General features: G+C 39.9%; 1 protein-coding gene. It reads right to left on the bottom strand.

The genetic code is table 11. The annotated features are described in order from the left end of the window. Positions 1-416: 416 nt before the first annotated feature. The coding region (locus DB30_RS41030; protein ID WP_146663003.1) for an IS3 family transposase at positions 417-691 on the bottom strand (275 nt) is incomplete at its 5' end.

Genomic DNA, 691 nt, shown 5'->3' with positions numbered 1-691 from the left:
ATAGTAATTCTTATTCAAAGTCACCACCTTTATTTTTTAGAAGAAAATGATTTTCGATATATATGCAATATAATCGCACCGATTACTAATATCAGACATACTAATAACATCATCGAAGTTGAATGACCTAATGCAGTACATCTCTCAGTTAATAAATCACTACACTCAGGTTTCAAAGTCTCTAGAACGGTGCAAGCAGCGGCACCGAGCAGACCAATTAACATTAAGACTTCTAACACTAAGCTGAATAACCCCATAATCAGACCTCATTTTTAATGCTTGCACATTCAATAAGTTACAGAGACTATAAGTATGATGTAACTACATACAGAGGCAACACTGCTATAATATAGCAGTGTTAGGCTTATGATTTCGAGGTTGGTTGATGAAACATACTCTGAATCGCCACGGATAATCTAGACACTTCCGAGCCGTTGATAATACTGGTTTTCATATTCTGTCGGTGACATCTGATCGCTGGAACCATGCCGACGCTTACTGTTATAAAACATTTCGATGTAATCAAAAATATCGCTGCGGGCTTCTTCCCGCGTTCCGTAGATCTTTTTCTTTATCCGTTCGCGTTTCAACAACTGGAAAAAGCTTTCTGCAACCGCATTATCATGGCAGTTACCGCGACGGCTCATGCTGCCCTCCAGGCCGTGTGATTTCAGGAACGACTGCCACTCAT

The sequence above is a fragment of the Enhygromyxa salina genome (assembly GCF_000737335.2).
GTDB classification, from domain to species: domain Bacteria; phylum Myxococcota_A; class Polyangia; order Nannocystales; family Nannocystaceae; genus Plesiocystis; species Plesiocystis salina_C.
Note: the sequence above shows the minus strand (reverse complement) of the source record. Positions and strands in the feature narration are given on the sequence as shown.